At 59.4% G+C, this 15,716-nt stretch carries 15 protein-coding genes and 1 pseudogene; 9 read left to right on the top strand and 7 right to left on the bottom strand.

What is annotated here, in order from left to right; all coding sequences use genetic code 11:
- Positions 1-52: 52 nt before the first annotated feature.
- Both BKD70_RS01550 and BKD70_RS01545 read right to left on the bottom strand, forming a co-directional pair.
- Entirely contained in the window at positions 53-1,192 is a 1,140-nt protein-coding gene (locus BKD70_RS01550; RefSeq protein ID WP_047277614.1) for a trypsin-like peptidase domain-containing protein, read from the bottom strand.
- Between the two features lie 42 nt (positions 1,193-1,234).
- Positions 1,235-2,248, bottom strand: coding sequence for an ATP-grasp domain-containing protein (locus BKD70_RS01545; RefSeq protein WP_047277615.1), 1,014 nt, complete (start codon positions 2,246-2,248; stop codon positions 1,235-1,237).
- Between the two features lie 291 nt (positions 2,249-2,539).
- On the opposite strand from BKD70_RS01545, the gene BKD70_RS01540 reads away from it, so the two are divergent.
- From BKD70_RS01540 to BKD70_RS01520, 5 genes are all read left to right on the top strand, one after another.
- The gene (locus tag BKD70_RS01540) at positions 2,540-2,983 is read left to right on the top strand and encodes a TM2 domain-containing protein (protein WP_047277617.1); all 444 of its coding nucleotides are present in this window, start codon (positions 2,540-2,542) and stop codon (positions 2,981-2,983) included.
- A 226-nt stretch (positions 2,984-3,209) separates the two neighbouring features.
- On the top strand, positions 3,210-3,719 hold the full coding sequence (locus tag BKD70_RS01535; RefSeq protein WP_047277620.1) for a hypothetical protein: 510 nt from the start codon (positions 3,210-3,212) through the stop codon (positions 3,717-3,719).
- Positions 3,720-3,921: 202 nt separating this feature from the next.
- Complete coding sequence (locus BKD70_RS01530) at positions 3,922-4,305, top strand: transcriptional regulator (protein WP_047277622.1); 384 nt, start codon at positions 3,922-3,924, stop codon at positions 4,303-4,305.
- Between the two features lie 81 nt (positions 4,306-4,386).
- Positions 4,387-5,037: a DUF2589 domain-containing protein gene (locus BKD70_RS01525; protein WP_047277624.1), complete on the top strand. Its 651-nt coding sequence runs from the start codon at positions 4,387-4,389 to the stop codon at positions 5,035-5,037.
- 65 nt (positions 5,038-5,102) lie between these two features.
- Positions 5,103-5,702 (top strand): DUF2589 domain-containing protein, encoded by a 600-nt coding sequence (locus tag BKD70_RS01520; protein WP_047277625.1) that lies wholly within the window; start codon positions 5,103-5,105, stop codon positions 5,700-5,702.
- A 5-nt stretch (positions 5,703-5,707) separates the two neighbouring features.
- Here BKD70_RS01520 and BKD70_RS01515 read toward each other — a convergent pair whose 3' ends face one another.
- Positions 5,708-6,430, bottom strand: coding sequence for a histidine phosphatase family protein (locus tag BKD70_RS01515; RefSeq protein ID WP_047277627.1), 723 nt, complete (start codon positions 6,428-6,430; stop codon positions 5,708-5,710).
- Positions 6,431-6,765: 335 nt separating this feature from the next.
- On the opposite strand from BKD70_RS01515, the pseudogene BKD70_RS25595 reads away from it, so the two are divergent.
- From BKD70_RS25595 to BKD70_RS01500, 4 genes and pseudogenes are all read left to right on the top strand, one after another.
- Positions 6,766-7,833 (top strand): annotated as a pseudogene (locus BKD70_RS25595) (methyl-accepting chemotaxis protein); the annotation flags it as partial.
- Positions 7,825-8,688 (top strand): methyl-accepting chemotaxis protein, encoded by an 864-nt coding sequence (locus BKD70_RS25590; RefSeq protein WP_371264303.1) that lies wholly within the window; start codon positions 7,825-7,827, stop codon positions 8,686-8,688. The pseudogene BKD70_RS25595 and the gene BKD70_RS25590, both read left to right, overlap by 9 nt.
- Before the next feature lie 318 nt (positions 8,689-9,006).
- Complete coding sequence (locus BKD70_RS01505) at positions 9,007-10,146, top strand: DUF2599 domain-containing protein (protein WP_169859576.1); 1,140 nt, start codon at positions 9,007-9,009, stop codon at positions 10,144-10,146.
- 199 nt (positions 10,147-10,345) lie between these two features.
- Positions 10,346-10,726 carry a hypothetical protein gene (locus tag BKD70_RS01500; RefSeq protein ID WP_047277634.1) on the top strand — a complete coding sequence of 127 codons (381 nt, stop codon included), beginning with the start codon at positions 10,346-10,348 and terminating at the stop codon, positions 10,724-10,726.
- Here BKD70_RS01500 and BKD70_RS01495 read toward each other — a convergent pair whose 3' ends face one another.
- The 4 genes from BKD70_RS01495 to BKD70_RS01480 form a co-directional block, all read right to left on the bottom strand.
- Positions 10,727-12,172: a SulP family inorganic anion transporter gene (locus tag BKD70_RS01495; RefSeq protein ID WP_047277636.1), complete on the bottom strand. Its 1,446-nt coding sequence runs from the start codon at positions 12,170-12,172 to the stop codon at positions 10,727-10,729.
- Positions 12,173-12,343: 171 nt separating this feature from the next.
- The gene (gene ggt, locus BKD70_RS01490; protein ID WP_047277638.1) at positions 12,344-14,011 is read right to left on the bottom strand and encodes a gamma-glutamyltransferase; all 1,668 of its coding nucleotides are present in this window, start codon (positions 14,009-14,011) and stop codon (positions 12,344-12,346) included.
- A gap of 87 nt (positions 14,012-14,098) precedes the next feature.
- Positions 14,099-15,010 (bottom strand): LysR family transcriptional regulator, encoded by a 912-nt coding sequence (locus BKD70_RS01485; protein ID WP_047277640.1) that lies wholly within the window; start codon positions 15,008-15,010, stop codon positions 14,099-14,101.
- A gap of 68 nt (positions 15,011-15,078) precedes the next feature.
- On the bottom strand, positions 15,079-15,663 hold the full coding sequence (locus BKD70_RS01480) for an NAD(P)H-dependent oxidoreductase (RefSeq protein ID WP_047277642.1): 585 nt from the start codon (positions 15,661-15,663) through the stop codon (positions 15,079-15,081).
- Positions 15,664-15,716: the final 53 nt, after the last annotated feature.

Here is a 15,716-nt window from a genome sequence, read left to right as displayed (position 1 = left end):
AAAAAGTGAGAGACGATTCGCGAGTCAACGGGTTATGACAAGCACGAAATCGTTACTGGAGATGGCTGGCGTCTATCCGCCATAAACCCGACTGCGCCGCCCGAACCAGCTCGGGCGTGCTCAATGCGCGTTCACTGCGCCCGCGCTGAGCGGGCACGCGGGCGGCCTCAAGAAACGCCAGCACCAGCGCCGCCTTCACGGCAAAATTCATGTTCTGCGCATCTGCCATGCTGGACGTGACCAACCCGCCCACCAGACCGTACGGGTCAAACACCGGGCTGCCACTGGAGCCCGGCTGTATCGGTGCAGTGAACTGCATCAGGCTGGCATCATCGCGCAGACCGAACAGCCCCGATACCACACCTTGGGAGACTTGCACCCCGCCACCCGCCAGCCCGGCCAACGGAAAGCCCAACGTGACGACGCTTTCGCCCAGCTCGCAGCCAATGCCGTCACGAAACGTCACCGGGCTCAAAGGCGGCGCACCACTGACCCGCAGCAGCGCCAGATCATTCGTGCGATCCACCACCACGGCTTCTGCCTGAAAGCGGCCCTCGAACGAGGCGATGGACAAATGGTTCAAACCTTCAATCACGTGGGCGCACGTCAGAATATGCTGCGCACTGACCGCAAACCCGGTGCCAGTCGCACTTTGTCGCGCGTCAGTGTCAGGGGCATCGGTCCTGACCCGTTGCGGGTGACGATCATCCAGACTGCTGCCCAGGTGTCGGACAAATGCACTCAAACCGTAAGCCGATGCTTCAACCAATGCGCGAAGCTTCCATTGGTCCTGGCGACGGTACACCTCGGCAATCACCATCGCACTGTCGCCGTAGTCAGCCAGCGACAGACCATGCTCGATCTGGTCTTCAACGTTTAGCTCAAATGAACCCAGCTCACGCAGCGGCCCCAGCGCGCCGTACACATACAACACCAGCAGCACGCGTTCGCAGGTGGCGGGCAGTTGATCCAGCGCCAGGGCAAACTTGGCCAGGCCACAGGTGTCGTGCCATTGCACCCAGGGCTGGGGCTGATGCAGCAGCGCAGGTTCAGTCACCAGTTGACGCTGGTTATCCAGCGCCAGCAAGGCCAGCCCGGCGTAATCGCCCAGCGCCCCGGCCCGCGCGCAAACCAGGTTAAATTCACAACGCACCGACTGCAGAGGCGCGTTGCCTCCCGGCATCAATTTCATCTTCCTTGATTCCCCTGTGCCAGTACGCTTAATGAGAGGCGCTCACCTTAACAGCTCTTCCCCACGAACCGAAACGGCCACCGTAATGGCCTTGACCTGCACATCGTCACGCCATGCGCCCAATGGTTGCGGCAGATTCAGACGTCGGGTGGCGAAAATTCCCGGCAGGTTGACGCCGGTTTCTCGTGTGTAACCGATACCACCTGAATAACGCAGATTAATCTCCAGCAAATGCGGCTGGCCGCTGGCGTCATCACGGGTTTGCACATTGACAATGCCATCGCAGCCAAAATGCTCAGCCGCCCGGAGGGCCAGTTCCACGGCATCGCTGTCGCGCTCGAACGTTTGCATCAAGCCCTGTTTGCGCCGCCCGACGAACGCCACGGCCTTGCCCGCTTCGCACACCATGTCCACCGAGCACTCACTGCCCGGCATATAGGGCATCACCAGCAGTGGCTTGGGCTGCTCGGACTGGCCATACGCCTGCGCGAAGACATTCAGATTCACCTCGTGGGAATCAGCGTTGGCGAAGCTGCGAAACGGGTCGACGTCTTCCGACACACGCCAGAACCCTTGGCCATAAATACCGCGCGTGGGTTTCACACACACCTGCCCATCACGGGACAACTGGGCGTAGGCGCTTTCCAGTTCGGCTTGGGTGTGTACGGTGATTGCAGGGATACAGGCCAGTCCGGCCGCCGATGCCTCGCGGGTGAACACCGACTTGTCGTCAACCCGCTCAAAGGTGTCGAGGCTCAGTGCGCCCGTGACCAGCACCAGCCCGGCCCGCTCAAAATCAGCCCGATGCGCTTCATAAACGTGCCCGACCCGACCCGCCAGCACGACCTTGACGCCATGGGCGCGTGCGGTGTCGATGACCCAGGCGATGCGCGCTTCATTGTCCTGCGGTTCGCGTAGGGCCAAATCCGCCAGCCCGGTGATTTCGGGGCGGCTCTGGCGATGCGAGGCCACAATTTGTATACGTTCAGGCAATGCCGCACGGGCGCCCGCAATCACGTCGCGCTGGCTGGATTGCCCTTCAAGAAACCAGATCATGGACATCCCTTGGTACACATGGAGGAGAGACACACTAAGCGCGGAATTCTACGCCAGCTCACCTCAATGTGAACGCTTATGAACAGTACTATTGAAATGCCACTACTGCACATGCTCCAATTGCCGCCCTTTTTGAAACATTCGGCATTAATTGGCTCTGACCGACGCGTGTGCGGTCGCCAATTGGCCTTAAACCTGTCCGCGTTTAAGAGCGCCGTTTGCCCGGAACAGACTTAGCAGCAACTCATCTATCTACCCCTCGTTTAATGAGGGGAACACAAGGAGCAGTACATGAAAGGCAAGGTTCTTGAGTTCAACTCGGCAAGTCGCACCGGCACCATCTCGGCGGATGACGGCAACCGTTACGCGTTCAGCGTCGATCAATGGAAAAGCGCAGTACTGCCAAAGGCAGGCAGCCGTGTGGATTTTTCCGCCAATGCCAGCAACGCCGAAGCCATCTTCCTGGACGGCCCGACAGCCTCCGGTAACTCGAAAAAAATCCCGGCGGCCCTGCTGGCGTTTTTCCTGGGTGCATTTGGCGCGCACAAGTTTTACCTGGGCTACAACGCCCAAGGCATCATCATGCTGTTGGTGTTCCTGTTCGGCTTCATCTTGCTGGGCGTGCCTTCGATGATCATCGGCCTGATCGCCTTCATCGAATTCATCATCTACCTGACCAAGACCGACGAAGACTTTGAACAGACCTACGTGGTTGGCCGCAAGCCTTGGTTCTAAGCCATCACGCTGACGCGTTGTAATCGCTGACGAGCAGCGCGAGGCTGCGTCCCATGGCACAGCCTCGCACCACGATGACAACCCCTCATGCCTGTACCGCTGTGCGGCCTGCGCTTCGTAGGCCGCGAAGATGATCCAGCGCAATAGAACCTGACTTGGCATGGCCCTTCGCGGCGAATTGACTACGCTCCACTGACGCTGTTTTCAACCCGTCAAGGAGCCTGCCATGACCCTTTCCGTTACCAGCAAAACCCTCAGCGACTACGACGCCCAGTGGGCCTTTAACACCGCCACGGCGTTTTTGCGCAAATCCCCCATTGCCGACTACTTGATCAAGCAGCTTGAAAAGCAGAAAACAGTGACGCTCACCGTCGAGGTGTATGCCGACCCTGCCCAGGCCAACCGCAACACGTCCGATCACGGCGTCATTGAGTGGAGCGTGCTCAGCAACGACCTGTCGAGCAATGAAGCCAGCGAAGTCACCGCCTTTCTGAGCCGCACCCCAATTGAGCAAAAACCTTACCTCGCCAGCCAATTGAATTTGCTGCATCTGCTGGCCCTCGCCTGCCAGCAACTGAATAACCAGCTCGACTTGCGTGACGCCGATGCCCCTTGGCCATGGCTGGATGAGAAGACGCTCAGCGCAGTCGATATCGAAAACCACGTCGCCCGGGAATTGAGCGAACAGCCGTTGCCTGACGAGCAGAACTGGGATCGCATACTCAACGGCAAATAAGCCCTGTACCTGACGCCCGGCCACCCAGGTCGGGCATGCCGCTTCCTCTGTGCAATAGGGAAAATCGCCGTGCAGCGCTCAGGTGAAACCTGATATCACTTGGTAATAATTCCTATCTGCAAGGGGTGCATTTCCTACTTATAAGGGGGTGGCACGCGTCCTTAGTATCCAAATGGACACTTAAGATTCCAAGGACCGAACAATGGACGTCAACGACCTCAACCTGGTCAACATTCGCCAACTGCCCCACTCGCTGCAAGCGCTCATTGACTGCGTGGGGCTGGAGCATGCCTACCGACTGACCTGCGAGTTTGGCGGCAGGCCCAAGTACATCCCCAAACACGCCGAACGCACCTCGCTGTCGCAGATCTTGCCGCCCGATGCACTGGGCGCACTGATCAAGCGGTTTGCCGGGCTGGCGCTGGAAATCCCCAAGGCCGATCACTTTTGTCGCCAGATCCGCAATCAGCATATCCAGCAGGAAACCTGCCAAGGGTTGTCGCGCAGTAGGCTGGCGGACAAGTACGGCCTGAGCCTGCGCCAGATCGGCAATATCCGCCGCCTCGAAACCCCGATTCCACGGTAATCGGTTCCCGCTGAACGGCTCCTGGGCGAGCCCCTACAGTGACATTGCGCACCCTCGCGCACCTCAATACGGAGATTGACCATGTCACACATCGATTCAGGCCTGATTGGCTCAGTGATTAACGCACTGCCGCTGGACCGCATGATTGCGGGCCCGTTGCAGGCCATGATTCAGGCGCAGGTGCAGGCCAGCAAGTCGTACGCCGACTTCCTCATGGGCGTGTGCATTCAGGAAGGCAAAGCGGTTTCGGTGCAGTTTGACTACGACGAAACGCTGGTGGACGACCAGGGCGTCTACAAGGGAACCGTCACCAAGCACATGCGCATCCCGCTGCTGGCGGCGATCAGTCACCCGAACATCACCATTGAAGAAGGCAACATCGATTTCGAGCTGACCATCAGTCAGCAAGCCGAAAGCACCCAGCAAACCAGCGGCGAAGGCAGCTTTGCCGCGTCGATGGGCTGGGGGCCGTTCAATGTGTCGATCAAGGGGTCGGCCAGTCACACGTCGTCGCAAACCCGCAAGACCGATACCCGTGCGCGGTATGCCATCAGCACCCGGGTGGTGCGTCAGGGCCCGCCCGAAGCGCTGATGCGGGTGATCGACTTCCTCACCGAGGCCGCCACCAAGCCCATCGTGATGCCAAACGCGACCGCGCAGCATCTGGATGCCCTGCCGACCGCCGGGGTCTTGCCCGCGCCGGGCGCACCGGCTGCACACACCCAGGCATAACCCTCTGGACGTGGCCCCGTCCCTGGCGACGGGGTCGCTTACCCCCACACCAAGGAGTGTGAAACATGGCGCTTTTCAATCGCCACAAAGAGCCGCTGGCGTTGCCCGACCCACGCAAGCAACCCATGGCCGCCTGCGACCTGAGCAGCATTACCCGGGGTTTGCAGCAAGCCGCTGCGGCCACCCAACACCTGGTGGCGCAGCAATACATCAAACTGTTCGACCAGTTTTTCGACTACGACATTGACGACCTGGGAACCCCGATGAAAGCCAAAATGGTCGACGTAGCGCTGGATGAACAGCACACCCTGCGCGTACCGCTGGTGACGCTCGTGGCACCGCGCGGTTTGGCGCTGGAAGCGATGAAGGTGGATCTGTCGGTGCGCATGCACGCCACCGAGCAGCAAAAGGCCAGCCACGCACTGGAGAACGGTGAGCTGGACTGTGCGCAGTTTTTCGTCACCTTTGGCGGTGACAAAAACGACCATCACCCCCGCAAAACCGATGAGATGCACATCAGCATGGAATTTCGCGCGTGCGATCCTCCCGAGTCGATTCACCGCATGATTGAGGAATACACCCAACTCATCAGCCCGGTGCGTAACGACGCGCCAGGAGTTTCGTCCGGTGCGCCCCGGTCGCCGGGTGTATTGAGCGAGCCGTGAAGCGCTTAGAAACTGGAGGTTTCAAGGCTGCGGTGCAGCCCGGCCACGACCCTCGGCAGGATGCGCTCCCAGTCGCCGGTTTCGATGTAGCCCAGCATCTTGGGCGGCGCGTTTGCAGCGCCAACCTCAATAAACAGCGACGCGCCGTAACCAAAGGTGGTGTCAGTGGCCACGTGCAGCGACTGCTCCAATTGGTCCATGCATTCGCTGTGGGTGACCAGCACCAGATTGCGCCCCGCCACCTTGTGCTTAAGGGCATCACTCAACAAGGTGCTACGGCAGTTGAATAACCAATCCTGAGCCTGCACCGGCCGCTCGAACATAAAACCGGCCGTCTGCCGGGTTCGGGTCAGCGGGCTGCTGTAGATGTCCACGTTTTGCAGACCCATTTTCTGAAAGTCGGCACCCAGTTGGCGGGCGGTGTCGGTGGCGCGCACGGTTACCCCATCGACAGGTCCCAGGCACGGCGCAATGGAGCGGTCGCAGCGCTCAACATGACGCACCAGCGCAATCACGTCGCCCTGGGCCCAGCTCAGGGTCAGCGCCTGCACACGGTCAAGGTGGCGCGTCTGGGCCAGATTGGGCACCGCCGCTGGCGCCAGCAACTGCACGGTGAGCACGATGGTCAGCACGCTGGCGGCCAGCACCACCCAGGCATTGCGGTAACGGGCGAACACACGCCGCAGCGGGAAACCTTTAACGTCGGTAAGGCCGAGACTTGGCGTCAAAATAGCACTACCCCTGTGGGACTCATTAACTGAAACAGGCCGATAAGCCCTCGATACAAGGCAGATCCTTGCACGCACAGGCCATCAGCCGACTGAACAGAAGTCTAAAAACAGGCACGTCGGGGATCGGTGAAACCGATGTGAAAAAAAACGTGAGCGCGCAGCCTTTCCCCCACTGTTTAAAGGGCTTCTGACCGTTTATCGAGGCGTTTAAAAAAGCGTTTCAGCTCTGCGCCCTGCCGCCGATACAGCCCAATACACCTTCTGCTGGGCCAGAACAAAAAGACTCTCCAGCGAAATCTCGATCAAGAAGCGAACGGTTCCTGGAGGAACGCATGAACAGCTGGCTGAGCAATATCAGCGTCAACATGAAACTCGCACTGGGCTTTGGCCTGGTGTTGACCCTTACGTTATTAATGGCCATCAGCGACTGGCTCAGCCTGGACAAGCTGATCGACCGCAGTAACTGGATGAGCGACATCACCCGCCTCAACAGTTCATTGACCAACCTGCGCGTGGCGCGCTTGCAGTACATGCTCACCGATGGCGACGAAACCGCGGCGCAAAACGTACAGACCAATCTGGACGCCTTTGTGGTGCAGCAAAAACAGCTGATTGCATCGTTCAAGAGCCCGGAAAACCTCAAGCTGCTTAACGAACAGCACGAGATCATCAAACAGTACCAATCGGCCCTGGTCACCATGCGCAAAGCGTATGTGGAATCGGCGGTGTCTCGCGATGAAATGGACCAGTACTCGAAAGTCGCGCGCGACGCGATGGACCTGTTGAAAAGCCGCGTCATGCAGAGCAGTGCCAGTGAACAGGACCGCTTTGAGCAATTGGAAACGCTGACTACCGTTCGCGAAAAATTCCTCGTCGCCCGCTACCAAGTCCGCGCCTACATCGCCGCCCAGACCACCGCTAACGAACAGGCCGCACGCCAGCAACTCAACGAGGCGATTGCCAGCCTGACCGCGCTCAACACCTATTTCGTCGCCAGCGCTCCTGAGACCCTTCGCACCCTGGATGACGCGTTGTCGCACTATCAGCACGCCTTGCAGGTCTACGCCGACACCGACAAAACCATCACTGACATGCGCAAGGAAATGACCGACTACGGGTCGGGCATCCTCAACCGCAGCGATGCGTTGTACACCATCCAGCTGGAGCGCCGCGACAACGAAAGCGCCAACGCCAACACCATTCAATTGGTCAGCACGCTGCTGGTGCTGTTGTTCGGGATACTGGCCGCCGTCATCATCACCCGCCAGATCACCCGCCCGCTGCGTGAAACCCTGGAAGTCGTGGAGCGTATTGCCGGGGGCGATCTGAGCCACAACCTGCGCGTCACCCGCCGCGATGACCTGGGCGTGTTGCAACAAGGGATTGCGCGCATGGGCACCACCCTGCGCGAGCTGATTGGCGGCATCCGCGATGGCGTGACGCAAATTGCCAGCGCCGCCGAAGAGTTGTCGGCCGTGACCGAGCAGACCAGCGCCGGGGTCAACAGCCAAAAGATCGAGACCGATCAAGTGGCCACCGCCATGCATGAAATGACCGCCACCGTGCAGGAAGTTGCACGCAATGCTGAAGACGCCTCGCAAGCCGCCGCGGCAGCCGACGCTGAAGCCCGCGAAGGCGACCAGGTGGTTAATCAGGCCATCGACCAGATCGAGCGTCTGGCGGTGGAAGTGGGTCGTTCGACCGAAGCCATGGCCGTGCTGCAACAGGAAAGCGACAAGATCGGCAGCGTGATGGACGTGATTAAAGCGGTGGCCGAGCAAACCAACCTGCTGGCCCTCAACGCCGCCATTGAAGCCGCACGTGCCGGTGAAGCCGGTCGCGGGTTTGCCGTCGTCGCGGATGAAGTGCGTGGGCTGGCCCAGCGTACGCAAAAGTCCACCGAAGAAATCCAGACGTTGGTCGCGGCCCTGCAAAGTGGCACCCAACACGTGGCCAGCGTGATGAACAGCAGCCGCAGCCTGACCGACAGCAGCGTGACCCTGACGCGTCAGGCGGGGACTTCGCTGCAAGGCATCACGCGGACCGTGTCCAACATCCAGTCGATGAACCAGCAAATCGCGGCAGCGGCGGAACAACAGAGCGCCGTGGCAGAAGAAATCAGCCGCAGCATCATCAACGTGCGTGACGTGTCGGAACAAACCGCCGCCGCGAGCGATGAAACGGCCAAGTCCAGCATCGAATTGGCGCGCCTGGGCAATCAGCTGCAAATGATGGTGAGCCACTTCAGAATCTGATGCAGTCGCCACGACGTTGATCTCAAGCCCTTCTCAATGAAGGGCTTTTTGTTTTCAGACTGGCTGAAGCTCACTCCCGCGTCAGGCCCGCAGCGGCCCGTGGGGCTGGGGCTACCTGTCATTTATGACAGTATAAAAACCGCGTGAAATCACTTAATAAAGGAGCACCCCACTCAACCGTTAGAGCATTGCATGACGACAATGATCATCTCGGACGGCCGCCCCCCGATAACACGGCCAATTAAAACAAAAAGGGCCCCTCGGACATTCTCCCGCCTGATTTATTTAACTGCCCTGGCCGGCCTGACGTTTAACGCCTTGGCTGAGCCGGGCGATGACATTGCCGCCGAGATGACCCGGTACTACCAGTCCACTGTTGAGTCTTGTGCTGACGGGCAACGCCCGGCCTATTACTGTTCGGGCCTGATGATAAAAAACACACGCGCCCGCCCGGGGCATTACGCCTGGAATCCGGGGCGCGCTGCGGTCTCAAGCGGGGGCACCTCTTTCATCTACTTGCGCGCCGACACCCGGTTCAATAACCCCGACGCCAATACGCTCAATGGCTTTGTGTTTTACCCCTATGGCCATGCCCACCCGCCCATAAAAAAAGCGCCCCAGGTGCTGTGCGCGTTCCCTCTCACGACGTGGACGCACAAACGGGACGATAAAGGGTGCGGGGATCAATTCGATACGTCGGCCGTCGAAACGTCCTGTGAAGCACTGAACATTCATACGGCTGAAGACTGGGTCGACGACCATTTGAAAACCGATGGCAACCTCAGAAAGCAATGCGGCTTCCGGGAGGTCAGCGGTCGCTTTGAAGAAAAGGGGGCGCAACACTTTTATGCCAGCCTGAAGGCCCGATCACTGCTGCTTAAAAACTCAGACCAACTTGAATACGACACCTTTGAAACACCCAACAAACTGCGCTTATCGACCTGGGCAGAAAACCCGGATTCGCTGCCGATCATGGCGTTCTTTTACGTAGACGATCCGTATCTGGGCAGCGGGCTGGCGGCCGCTCAACAGGATCAACTGGATTGGGTCGTCGAGAACAAGCGCGCCTACACCCCCATCATCAAAATCACCTACCCGGCCACCATGAAAGAGCACGCGGTCTTCACGTTCAATCAGGCCGATCAACGGGTATGCCCCACCTACTTCGACTCATCGCGCTGGGTGTTGAAAGAGGGCAAATGGTGGTTGGTGGTAACACCCAGCGCATGCAGTCAAGCGGTTGCGCTGTTTAACAGCCAGGCCGCGAGCAAAGAGTTGCTGGCGCTGCACGGCGCGGATGCCGAGCTCAACGCCTTGGCGCCAGGTCAGTCGATAGCAGAACAGCTCCAGTGCCTGGCCTCCAAGTACCGCAGCGCCGGCGAATGGAACCTCGCTCCCTGGCGTTCGGCCGAGGGTTTGACCCAGGCTCAGGTCCTGGCTGCGGATTGCCACCCCTAGGGTCTGTTCCCGTTTCATTGCCAGCCGCGTCGCGGGGGTCATGGATTAACGGATCAACTGAATGCCAGCGCGGCGAGAAATCTAAAAAAAAGCGGCCGTGAGTGAAGGCAGCCACGGCCGCTGAATCGATACAGTCTTGACCCGTTTATTTCCCTGAATCGACGCTGCTTCAGCGCGCTCAGGCTTGAGTAGGTCGAGAATGCGTTTAAAAGTGTGTGGCTGGATCGGTGCGTGGTGTGTATTGCTGACCTTGCAGGGTTGCGGCCCGAATGTTTCTTATGTGTATTCGCCGCCACCGGACGTGGCCGGCAAATACTGCATCAACGCCTGCTCCAGCCAAAAAAGCCAGTGCAAAACGATGGCCCAGATGCAGTCGCAAACCCAGCGAGCGCTCTACGATGCGCAGTTGACGGCGTACAACTATTGCCGTCAGAACGGCGATAAAAAACAGCGCAAATTGTGCAGCTATCCCACCGCGAGTTACCACTACGGCGGCTTTGGCGACACCTGCGGCGAAGACTACAACGCCTGCTATCAAAACTGCGGGGGCACCATTCGCCGCGTGGTTCACGACGACTGATTACACCGCCTGCACGCGTGCTCGTTTAAGCAGCTTTTTGCAGCGCTCGGACACGTTCAGCACCCGCAGGTGTTTCCCCGCCTTGGCATAGCGCTCGCGCAATGTCATCAGTGCGGCAATGGCCGAATAATCGACAAAGCTCAGGTGACGACAATCGAGCGTCACCTGGGCCGGGTCGTTGGCCGGGTCGAACTGATTTAAAAACGTGGTCGTCGACGCAAAAAACAGCGTCCCATGTACGCGGTACAGCTTGCTGCCATCACGCTCCAGCGAGCTGTCGGCGTACAACTGACGCGCTTGCTGCCAGGCAAAGTTCAGCGCGGCGATGATGATGCCGCACAGCACCGCAAAGGCCAGGTCGGTGAACACCGTAATCACCGTCACGGCAACGATCACCAGTACGTCGTTGAGCGGCACTTTGTTCAACACCCGCAACGAGGCCCAGGCGAAGGTTTGCTGCGCGACCACAAACATCACCCCCACCAGCGCCGCCAGGGGAATACGCTCGATCAACGGCGACAGAAATAGCACGAACAACACAATCATCACCCCCGCGACCACGCCTGACAGTCGCCCGCGACCGCCGGAGCTGAGGTTGACCACGGTCTGGCCGATCATCGCGCACCCGCCCATGCCGCCAAACGCGCCGGACACCATGTTCGCAGCGCCCAACGCCACGCATTCGCGGTCCGGGTAACCACGGCTTTCGGTGATTTCGTCCGTCAGGTTAAGGGTGAGCAACGTTTCCAGCAGTCCGACCATGGCCATCAAAAACGCATAGGGCGCGATGATGCGCAGGGTGTCGAAGGTCCACGGGATCTGCGGCAGGCTGAAGCTCGGCAAGCCACCTGCGATGTGGGCCATGTCGCCCAGCGTGCGGGTCGGCAGGCCCAACAGGTACACCGCCAGCCCCACCCCCAAAATCGCCACCAGCGCGGGCGGCGCCACTTTGGTCAGGCGCGGCAGGCCGTAGACCACCAACATCGTCAGCGCCACCAGCCCGGCCATCACATACAACGGCGTGCCCGCGAGCCACTGCCCGTCCTGCTTGAAATGCTCCAGCTGGGCCATGGCAATGATGATCGCCAGCCCGTTGACGAACCCTAGCATCACCGGGTGCGGGACCATGCGCACCAGTTTGCCGAGCCGGAGCAGCCCGAACGCCATCATGATCAGGCCGCCCAGCAGCACCGTGGCGAGGAAGTACTGCACGCCGTGTTGCACCACCAGCGCGATAATCACCACCGCCATCGACCCGGCCGCGCCGGACACCATGCCGGGACGGCCGCCGAACAGCGCGGTGAGGGTGCAAATGATGAACGCGCCATACAGGCCCATTAACGGGTTGAGGTGAGCCACCAGCGCAAAAGCGATGCACTCGGGCAGCAAGGCAAAGGACGTCGTGAGTCCGGCCAGAACATCGGCACGCAGACGAGAGAATTTCATGGAGTACCTAAAAGCGGGACGATCAGAAGGGTGTTTCAGAAACAGATAGTAACAAACTGCGTAGCACTCAGATAACTGGAGCCGCTGACGGGGTGAGCGCGGCTGCGCTCAGCAGGCGAAAGCGCTTTGCACGCCTTCGCCGCTCCTGCCCCGACAGCGACTGCAAGAAGGTTACTTCACCACTTTGCCCACGCCACGGCCGCGCGGGTCGGAGGCTGTTTCAAGTTGGGTGCCGTTGACGCGGATGGCCTGAATGTCGCCCATGTTCCAGCCCTGATCTTCCAGGGTGTAGCCCATGGCTTTGAGTTGGTCAGCCACCTGCCCGGTGATCGGCGCGTAGGCATCGAAGTAGATCGTGTCTTTGGGCAGCAACTGGTGATGCACGCGCTGGGCGCTGACGGCTTGCTCCAGCGGCAGGTTGTAGTCATACAGGTTGTTCAGCACCTGGAAAATCGAGGTAAAGATCCGCGATCCGCCCGGCGTACCCAGCACCAGGGTGACGTCGCCATCACGGGTCACCAGCGTCGGGCTCATCGACGACAGCATGCGCTTGCCCGGCTCAATCGCGTTGGCGTTACCGCCCACCACGCCGAACGAGTTGGCCACGCCCGGTTTCGAGCTGAAGTCATCCATTTCGTCGTTGAGCAGGAAACCCGCGCCTTTGACCACAACACCGCTGCCGTAATCCCAGTTCAAGGTGTAGGTATTGCTAACCGCGTTGCCGTCTTTATCGACAATGGAAAAGTGCGTGGTCTGATGCGGTTCCAGGCCCGGTTTGACTTTGTCTGTCGCTGAAATGGCTGTGGGGTTGACCTCTTTCGCACGCTTGGCGATGTACGCCGGGTCGGTCAGTTCGGCCACAGGCATCTTGCCGAAATCCGGGTCGCCCAAGTAATCGGCGCGGTCAGCGAACACGCGTTTTTCAATTTCAGCCAGCAGGTGGATATACGGCGCAGAGTTCAGTTCGACGCCTTTGAAGTCCGCCGCCCGCGCTTCCTTGATGCCGATCAGTTGCGCCAGCGCGATCCCGCCTGAGCTGGGCAGTGGCGCGGTGTACAGGGTGTTGCCGCGAAAATCCACGCGCATCGGTTCACGCCAGTTGACCTTGTAATCGTTCAAGTCTTCCTTGGTGATCAGGCCCTTGTCCTGCTGCATTTGAGCGACCAGCAAGTCGGCGGTTTTGCCGCGGTAAAACTCCTGGGCGCCCTGATCGGCAATGCGTTCCAGGGTGGTGGCCAGTTCTGGCTGCTTGAAGGTTTCACCCGGCTTCATGCTGCCGAAATAATCCCCGAAGTTGGTGGTGCCGTTGAACAGCTTCAACGCATCCTCGCGGTATTGGTATTGCTTGTCCGCAACCTTGAAGCCATTTTTCGCGTACCCCACGGCGGGGGTCAGCAACTCTGACCACGGCAATTTGCCGAAACGCTGGTGCGCTTCCCACAAGCCCATCACCGTGCCCGGCACACCGGCAGCACGTGAGCCCACCAGGCTCATGTTTTCGATGATCTCGCCTTTGTCGTCCAGGTACATGTCGCGGCTGGCGGCTTTGGGCGCTGTTTCGCGGTAGTCGAGAAAGTAAGGCTTGCCATCGATGAACAACGTCATGAACCCGCCGCCGCCAATGTTGCCGGCTTCAGGGTAGGTCACGGCCAGGGTGAACGCCGTGGCGACGGCAGCATCGACGGCGTTGCCGCCTTTTTTGAGGATTTGCGCGGCCACTTCAGCGCCATATTGATCCGGGGCGGCCACGGCGCCGCCTTCCAGAGTGACGGCAAACGCCGACGAGCTGGCTGCAATCGCAGCCGCCAAGGTGAGGGATGTGAACCAGACAACACGCATGGGGACTTCCTTTTATTTTTGTATGACGGTGCTGAACCTTGTCTGATTTCAGAAGCCTTTTCAAACAACAAAAGAGAAGCCCGAGGCTTAATGCGTGAAGTTGGCGGCCGCGTAGCTCGCGAGTTTGGTCTGGATAAAATCCAGAAAACACTGAATTCGCAGGGCCAATTGCGAGTTGCGGTAATACACGGCATGAATCGGCTGACGATAGCCGCTGTTGAACTCACCCAGCACCACCTGTAAACGGCCGGCGGCGATGTCTTGATGGGTCATGAAATGCGACAGGCACGCGATGCCCTGCCCCTGCAACGCCAGATGCCGCACCGTCTCGCCACTGGACGCGCTGATGTTCGGCTCGATCGGCCAGCGATCGCCCTGTGCATAACGCAGAGGCCATTGGTTCAGGCCATCGTTTTGGGTGAAGCCGATCAGGCTGTGACTGGCCAGCTCTGCGACCGAGTTCGGCATGCCGTGAGCGGCGATGTACGCCGGACTGGCAAGGATATTCAGCGGACTGCACCCCAACGAGCGGGCATGCAACGTGGAGTCGGCCAGGGTGCCGATGCGAATGGCAATGTCGGTGCTTTGCTCCAGCAAGTCGATAATCAGGTCGTTGCTGTTGAGCTCCAGCTGAATGTCCGGGTACAGCTCACGAAACTCGGGGATGTATGGCACGATGGCATGCAGCATGAACGGGGACGCGGCATTGATGCGCAGGCGCCCGGACGGCGTGCGCTGGTGAGCGATCAGGCGCTCTTCGAGTTCGTCCATTTGCTCAAGGATCTGCTTGGCACGCTCGAAGAAAAACTTGCCCTCCTCGGTCAGGTCCATGCGCCGCGTGGTGCGGTTGATCAGCGTGGTCTCGAGCTTGGCTTCAAGCCGCGACAACGTGCGACTGACGGCAGACGGTGTCTGCCCGGCATGTTCGGCGGCGGCTGAGATTGAGCCGCACTCGATCACCGACACAAAGATTTGCAACTCATCCGATCTGGCTTTCACACGCGTCCCTCATTGAATAGCCAGTCATGGTAGTCGCTGCCGGGCAGCGCGCGGCTGCGAGCCTCTCGTTACCGAAGAAACACGTCGATGAGGTGTTGCTCGTAGCGGGCAGCATCCACTTCAGGCTGCGGACGCTTCATCACGTCAACGCACAGGAAGGTCGGCAAACCACTCATGCCCAAAAACTGGTTGGCTTTGTGGAATGGAAAATACACCGCATCGACGCCCTTGCCTTCAAAGAAATCGGCCGGATCGTCAAACGCTTGCTGCGGCGCATTCCAAGTCAGGGACAGCATGTATTTTTTGTCGTGGATCAAACCGCCACTGCCATAGCGCTGGGACGCATCGGAGCGCGTGCGGCCATCACTGGCGTACAAACTGCCATGGCCTTCGGTGAACACTTCGTCGACGTATTTTTTAACGATCCACGGGGCGCCCATCCACCAGCCGGGCATTTGATAAATGATGACGTCGGCCCACAGAAACTTTTGCACCTCTTCGGCCACGTCGTAGCCTTCGTCGATGTGGGTGACTTTGACGTCAAAGCCATTGCGGTCGAAAAATGCCAGTGCGGTGTCGTGCAGGGTCTGGTTGTAACGACCGTCCGAGTGCGCAAATTTTTTGGCACCGTTGAGCAAGAGTATTTTTTTCATCATCAGCCTCGTGAATAAACCCTCTGCGCTGTTGAGCGGCGTTGGAGTTAAAG

It is taken from the genome of Pseudomonas sp. BS-2016 (assembly GCF_001806145.1).
GTDB lineage: Bacteria > Pseudomonadota > Gammaproteobacteria > Pseudomonadales > Pseudomonadaceae > Aquipseudomonas > Aquipseudomonas lundensis.
The sequence above is the reverse complement of the archived record's forward strand: the minus strand, read 5'-3'. Positions and strand labels throughout refer to the sequence as shown.